Source organism: Bergeriella denitrificans NBRC 102155, assembly GCF_001592185.1.
GTDB classification, from domain to species: Bacteria; Pseudomonadota; Gammaproteobacteria; order Burkholderiales; family Neisseriaceae; genus Neisseria; species Neisseria denitrificans.
Map to the genome: position 1 here is coordinate 1 of NZ_BCWL01000130.1, position 6,122 is coordinate 6,122.

Here is a 6,122-nt window from a genome sequence, read left to right on the forward strand (position 1 = left end):
TACCATTCTTATTTTAAATGACTATAGTTTGAGACAAGGCAGCAAGCCGCAGACAGTACAGTAAGGCGCAGCAACGCTGTATCAAACTAAAGTGAAACGACTATATTGTGCCATGTAATACTGCGCCCGTCAGCTATGAATGCCATAGGGCGCGGGAATGACGGCTAAGGCGTTTTAAATATTTTGCAAGGTCTCAGGCCGTCTGAAAATACGGCAGGCTTCAATCGACCTTGCGCTCTGCCGAATATTCTTCCTGCACGCGCTGGCGGAAGCGCATACCGGCGGCGTGGTAAAACGGGCGCGGTGAAAACTGGCGTGATACCTGCGATGCGAAAATCGACGCCACGAGCATCCAAAACAGCAGATTCTGCCCGCCCGTCATCTCCATCATCACCACGCTGGCGGTAATCGGCGACTGGGTGGCCGCTGCCAAAAACGCCGCCATGCAGATTAACACCAACACGTTCACGCCCGTTTCCAGCTGCGCGAAAGACGCGATATGCTCGCCCACCATCGCGCCTATGGTCAGCGCGGGCGTGAAAATCCCGCCGGGAATGCCCGCCCAATAAGACAAAATGGTCGCAATCCACTTGGCTACCGCCACCCCGGGCGGCGCTTCATACATCCGCCGCAACGCGCCCGAGGCCTCGTCATAGCCCGTACCGAAGGTCTGCCCCTGATACAGCGTGCCCAGCGCGGCCAGCACCACGCCGATTAAGGCCGCCAGCAAGATGGGATGCCGCCGTATCCAGCCTCGGCAGCGCTCCGGCGCATAAGCCGCCGCGCCTTTGTAGAGCATACGCGCAAACAGGCCGCCGCTCACGCCGCACACCAGCCCGGCCACCAGCACCCACACCAGCATATTGTCCAAAGCCTGGCCGTGGAAACCCGAAAAATGCGGGTTGTTACCCTGTATCGCCACCTGGATGAAACCGGCCGCCAATACGCCCAGCAGAATCTGCCGTTCCCAGCGCAGCATCACACCGCGCCCCAATTCCTCGATGGCAAACACCACGCCCGCCAAAGGCGCGTTAAACGCCGCCGCCAAACCGCCTGCCGCGCCTGCCGCCATCAAATCGTTTTCCTGCATCCCTTTGAAAGCCAGATTGTGCTTTTTGCACCATGCGCCCCAAGCCGTCATCACCGCCGCGCCGACCTGCACCGACGGCCCTTCCCGCCCGATGGACGCGCCCGCCAGCATACCGAGAAAGGTCAGCGGGATTTTCAGCAGCGTCTGCCCCAGCGCAATCAGGCGGGTTTTCTGCGCGCCGTAAGGCAGCGACAGCGAAGCCAGCACCTGCGGAATACCGCTGCCCGAAGTATAAGGCGCGTATTTGCGCGTCAGCCAGACAATCAGCGGCAGCCCGAGCGGCAGCGCCACCCAGGCAAACCACGGAAACTTCTGCACCCATTTGGCATTCAGCATCAGGGCGTATTCGGCCATTTCGGCAAACAGCAGCGCCACCAGCGCCACCAGCGCCGAGCCGGTCAGCAGAAAAAGGAAAGCAACGGTTTTGCGCGACAGCCGCTGCGTCTGCTTGAGCTTGTGCGCGATACGGGTCGCAAAAGATTTCGAGGCCATGGTCATCAGTCGGAAAACAGGCGGTTGGAAAAAATGATGAGGGCGTAATACGCAATGCGGCGGCACAACAGGCACGGAATTTCAGACGGCATGAAGTTTTAGCAAAAACCGGAATCCACAGCACCGTCATTCCCGCGCAGCGGACTTGCGTAGCTAATGACGTCGCTGAAATACTCAAGTTTTTTTACAAAACCCCCGCCCTTCACCGCACATCCCTGTATTTTATATGAATAAAGCCGTCTGAAAAACACATTTTCAAACGGCTTTTCAAACGGCAGGCTGCCGTCAGCTGCGGTAATCCGCGTTAATCGACACATACTCGTGCGACAGATCGCAGGTGTACACCGTGGCCTGCCCGCGGCCGCGACCCAAATCGATGCGCACGGTGATTTCGTCCCGGTTCATCACCGCCTGGCCCTGCTCTTCCGTATAGCCGGCGGCGCGGCCGCCCAATTCGGCCACCAATACATCGTCCAACCACATCTTCAGCTTGTCCGTATCCAAATCTTCAACACCCGCATAACCGATGGCGGCCAGCAGACGGCCGAGATTGGGGTCGCTGGCGAAGAAAGCGGTTTTCACCAAAGGCGAATGCGCCACCGCATAAGCCACTTGGCGGGCTTCATCGCGGTCGGCGGCATTTTCGACGCGGATGGTGATGAACTTGGTCGCCCCTTCGCCGTCGCGCACGATGGCCTGCGCCAATTCCAGCGCCAGGCTGCCGAGCAGGGTTTTGAGCTGTTCGTAACGCGGGTCGGCGATATTGTCGATTTCACTCTGGCCGCACTTGCCCGTTGCGATGATGACAAAGCTGTCGTTGGTGCTGGTATCGCCGTCCACCGTAATCGAGTTGAACGACATATCGGCGATTTCCTGGGTCATCAGCTGCAACACCGGCTGCGACACCCGGGCATCACACACGATAAAGCCAAGCATGGTCGCCATATTCGGGCAAATCATACCGCTGCCCTTGGCAATGCCCGTCGCGCGGACGGTATGGTTTTCGCCGACTTTGCCTTCGCGGCTGGCGGCTTTGGGCACGGTATCCGTGGTCATAATTGCACGCGCGGCCTCGCTCCAGTCGGCAGGACGCACTTTCGGCAACGCCGCGATGATTTTGTCCGCAGGCAGCGGCTCCAAAATCACGCCGGTGGAAAACGGCAGCACCTGCGTGGTTTTGCAGCCGACCTGCCGCGCCACCGCCGCGCAAATCTCCACCGCGTCCGCCCGCCCCTGCGCGCCTGTGCCCGCATTGGCATTGCCGGTATTGACCACCAAAGCCCGCACGCCGTCTTCGTCAAACAAATGCGACTTGGCGATATACACCGGCGCGGCGCAGAAGCGGTTTTGCGTAAACACCGCGCCCACCGTATTGCTGCCGCCCAATACCATCAGCGTCACATCGTCGTGGTTCTCTTTTTTCACCCCGGCTTGGCCGACATACACTTGCACGCCGTCAACGGGCAACAGCTCGTCGGCGGTTTTTGCGGTCAAATTGACTGCCATATCCCTATCTCCTTTTAGGTTGGTTTTTCAGACGGCATCAACACACCATGCCGTCTGAAAACGAAGTTTCTGCGTAGCTAAAACGAATTTTTATGTAACTAATTGAAAATGCCCACCCGCTCAAAATAAACGGTTCGGCGGACTGCCCGTTTCAAATCCCCAAAACCGGCAGCAGCAGCGGCATCAATACCGCCGTAAGCACGCCGTTCAACACCAGCCCCAGGCTGGCATAAGCGGCCATGCGGCGGCTGCGCTCGAACGACACGGCAATGCCCATCGCGTGCGACGCCGTACCCAGCGACATGCCAATGGAAGACGGCATGGTGACCGTACCCGACTTCAGCATTTTATAACCGGCCAGCTGCCCGACCAAGCCGGCGATAATCACCGTCGCGGCGGTAATCGGCGGAATACCGCCTATGGACTCGGTAATTTCGATGGCTACGGGATTGGTCACCGATTTCGATGCCAGCGACAGCACCACTTCGCGCTCCGCCCCCAGCCACTTGGCAAAATACATACCCGTCACAATGCCGGTCACGCTGCCCGCCAGCTGCGACAATAAAATCGGCATCCACTGGCTGCGGATTTTCTGCCAGTTCTGATACAACGGCACGGCCAGCACCACCACCGCAGGTTTCAGCCAAAATTCGATATACTGCGCCGCATCCTGATACACTGCATAATCGATGTTGAACAACTTTAAATAAGCAATCAGCACAACGGTACTGATTAATACGGGGTTGCACAAAATATGCCCCGTTCTGCCGCGTATCAACACCGCCAGCGCATACACCGCCAACGTCAGAAACAGCAGCAGGCTGGGCATCTGCAAAAGATCCGCCGTCATTTCAGCCCCCTTACCCATTCATGCACTTTACCCGTCACCAGCAGCACGCATACCGTACTCAGCACCGTGGCCGTTAAAATCGAAAACCAGTCGCGGGCAATCAAATCCAGATAGCTGATAATGGCCACGCAGGGCGGCACGAGAAACAGGGTCAGGTTGGCCATCAGCGCGTCGGCCAGCTGGCGTATCCACTCGAGCTTGACCCAGCCGGCCTGCAATGCGGCAAACAATACGCCCATGCCGACAATGCTGCCGGGCAGCTTCAGGCCGGTCAGCAATACAGCCGCTTCGCCCACGGCCAGGCAGCCGAGGATAATCAGCAGGGCGCGCAGAATATTCATGGGGTGTCCTTCCCGTGTGTGTGGTGTGTATGCGTGTGTTTTTCAGACGGCCTGGCTGCCCGGCTTGCATCGGCATTCCGCCATCATGCCGGCCGCGCTTCGGGCCAATCAGGGCTTTCATCATAACGCGGCACAGGCCGTGTGAAAAGGCGAAATAGCGAAAAGCCGTCTGAAAAACGGTATTTCTGCGTTTTCAGACGGCTTTTATGCTTGCAGCGCAACGACGCGCTTACTCCACCCAGCGCACCACTTCTTCCACGGGCTTGCGCGCCTTGCGGCTGATGTCTTTACTGCGGTAGCCGAACGTCACCATGGTCGCCACACCCCACTCTGCGGGGTCGAACAAGCCCGCTTCGGCCAGAATGCGGTTGACCGCTTCGTATTCAAAACCCTCGATGGGGCAGGAATCGATGCCGATTAAGGCCGCGCCGGTCATCATATTGCCCAGCGCGATATAGGTTTGCTTGGCCGCCCAGTCAAACAGCGTTTGCGCGTTTTCCGCCTGCTTCATATCTTCGACCTGGAATTTTTTATACACGGCCAAACCGGCTTCCAGCTTCTCGCCCGACAAGCCTCGGCGCAGCAGCACCTCGCGCATAAAATCACTGTCGTAGCGGGCGTTTTTCTTCGCCAGAATCACCACCAGATGGCTGCAGTCGTCGAGCTGCCCCGCCACGCCCCAGCCCACGGGCTTGATGGCTTCGCGCAGGGCCTTGTCCTGCACCACCACAAACTGCCACGGCTCGGAGCCGACCGAGCTGGGCGACAGGCGGCCGAGTTCCAGAATATAATCCATATCTTCGCGGCTGACCTTGCGGCTGCCGTCGTAATAGCGGCAGGCGGTGCGGAAATGGAATGCGTCTAATACGTCTTGTTTGCTTACGCTCATTATGTAACCTTTCTGTACGCGCAGACATCATGCGCCTGAAACGCACATTATAGGCCGAAGCGCGCCGCTTGGGTATGCCGCGCCGCCCGCTTGCTTTCCCGGCGCTTGCCCCCATAATGTTCGTGAAACGACGATAGCCGGAGCGTAATTTTTCCGACTATATACCCTACTGATTTGGAGCACACCATGACCGAACAAGATTTCGATTTAGACAATTTGGACGCCTTGCTGGAAGATTTCGACGGCGTTGCCGTTGAAGGCGGCGTGGATGCGGAAAACGAAGACGACAACTGCGTCGGCGGCGCCTGCAAGATTTAACCGCATTTTTTCAGACGGCTATTTCAGCTGTTGCCGCGCCCTATCCATACACTATGAACACCCTCGAAGCGCACCCCTACCGCGCCTTTACCCTTGCCGTGATGCTGCTCGCCCTGCCGTTGGCCTTGCTGCTGCACGAGGCCGTAAGCTTCGGCCTTCTGCAACGCCCCGGCCTGTGGCTCGCGCCTGCCGGCGGCGTTTGGCCGTCTGAAAATACCGCCGATGCCGCAACCGCTTGGGTATTTGGCGTATTATTCTTTTTCAGCCTGCTCATCGGCAGCGGTTTGGCGCGGCTGGCATGCAACAAAATGCTGCGCCGCCGCTTGCGCCATATCCTGTTTCTCTGCGGCGCGGCGGCCTGCGCGGCCTCGATGCTCTCGCTGATTTTGCTGGGCATCTTGGGCGAAGCCGCGCTGGGCGGATACGCACAAACCGCCGTGTGCTACTACACCGCCGCCGTCGGCATCCTGTCCGCGCTGCTGCCCCGCCAACTGACCCGCGCGCCCGAGCAGCCCGTTACCTTCCACAAAACCAAACGCTGATGCGCCGGGCTACCCTGCTGCGGCCTTTTGTTATATAGTCGGAGAGTCAATTCTGATACAAGGCGGCAAGCCGCAGACAGTACAAGTAGTACGC

Annotated in this window: 7 protein-coding genes; 2 read left to right on the forward strand and 5 right to left on the reverse strand. The window is 58.5% G+C overall.

Annotation, left to right across the window (positions count from 1 at the left end):
* Nucleotides 1-220: 220 nt before the first annotated feature.
* The 5 genes from BDE01S_RS07445 to BDE01S_RS07465 all read right to left on the reverse strand — a co-directional run bounded on the left by BDE01S_RS07445 (nucleotide 221) and on the right by BDE01S_RS07465 (nucleotide 5,171).
* Entirely contained in the window at nucleotides 221-1,582 is a 1,362-nt protein-coding gene (locus tag BDE01S_RS07445) for a chloride channel protein (protein WP_115225476.1), read from the reverse strand.
* Between the two features lie 285 nt (nucleotides 1,583-1,867).
* On the reverse strand, nucleotides 1,868-3,088 hold the full coding sequence (gene argJ / locus BDE01S_RS07450) for a bifunctional glutamate N-acetyltransferase/amino-acid acetyltransferase ArgJ (protein ID WP_066079570.1): 1,221 nt from the start codon (nucleotides 3,086-3,088) through the stop codon (nucleotides 1,868-1,870).
* A gap of 151 nt (nucleotides 3,089-3,239) precedes the next feature.
* Entirely contained in the window at nucleotides 3,240-3,938 is a 699-nt protein-coding gene (locus BDE01S_RS07455; protein ID WP_066079573.1) for an LrgB family protein, read from the reverse strand.
* On the reverse strand, nucleotides 3,935-4,279 hold the full coding sequence (locus BDE01S_RS07460; protein ID WP_066079576.1) for a CidA/LrgA family protein: 345 nt from the start codon (nucleotides 4,277-4,279) through the stop codon (nucleotides 3,935-3,937). The genes BDE01S_RS07455 and BDE01S_RS07460 overlap by 4 nt, the downstream gene beginning before the upstream one ends.
* Before the next feature lie 229 nt (nucleotides 4,280-4,508).
* Nucleotides 4,509-5,171, reverse strand: a complete 663-nt coding sequence (locus BDE01S_RS07465) for an NAD(P)H-dependent oxidoreductase (RefSeq protein ID WP_218015861.1) — start codon at nucleotides 5,169-5,171, stop codon at nucleotides 4,509-4,511.
* A gap of 183 nt (nucleotides 5,172-5,354) precedes the next feature.
* Between BDE01S_RS07465 and BDE01S_RS11715 the strand changes: the two genes are divergently transcribed.
* Both BDE01S_RS11715 and BDE01S_RS07470 read left to right on the forward strand, forming a co-directional pair.
* Nucleotides 5,355-5,486, forward strand: coding sequence for a hypothetical protein (locus BDE01S_RS11715; protein WP_255265799.1), 132 nt, complete (start codon nucleotides 5,355-5,357; stop codon nucleotides 5,484-5,486).
* Nucleotides 5,487-5,539: 53 nt separating this feature from the next.
* Nucleotides 5,540-6,028 (forward strand): NUDIX hydrolase, encoded by a 489-nt coding sequence (locus tag BDE01S_RS07470; protein WP_066079584.1) that lies wholly within the window; start codon nucleotides 5,540-5,542, stop codon nucleotides 6,026-6,028.
* Nucleotides 6,029-6,122: the final 94 nt, after the last annotated feature.

Excerpts from the sequence above, each read along its gene's own strand:
- BDE01S_RS07445 (WP_115225476.1), bottom strand. The coding sequence starts at position 1,582 with ATGGCCTCGAAATCTTTTGCGACCCGTATCGCGCACAAGCTCAAGCAG.
- argJ (WP_066079570.1), bottom strand. The coding sequence starts at position 3,088 with ATGGCAGTCAATTTGACCGCAAAAACCGCCGACGAGCTGTTGCCCGTT.
- BDE01S_RS07455 (WP_066079573.1), bottom strand. The coding sequence starts at position 3,938 with ATGACGGCGGATCTTTTGCAGATGCCCAGCCTGCTGCTGTTTCTGACG.
- BDE01S_RS07460 (WP_066079576.1), bottom strand. The coding sequence starts at position 4,279 with ATGAATATTCTGCGCGCCCTGCTGATTATCCTCGGCTGCCTGGCCGTG.
- BDE01S_RS11715 (WP_255265799.1), top strand. The coding sequence starts at position 5,355 with ATGACCGAACAAGATTTCGATTTAGACAATTTGGACGCCTTGCTGGAA.
- BDE01S_RS07470 (WP_066079584.1), top strand. The coding sequence starts at position 5,540 with ATGAACACCCTCGAAGCGCACCCCTACCGCGCCTTTACCCTTGCCGTG.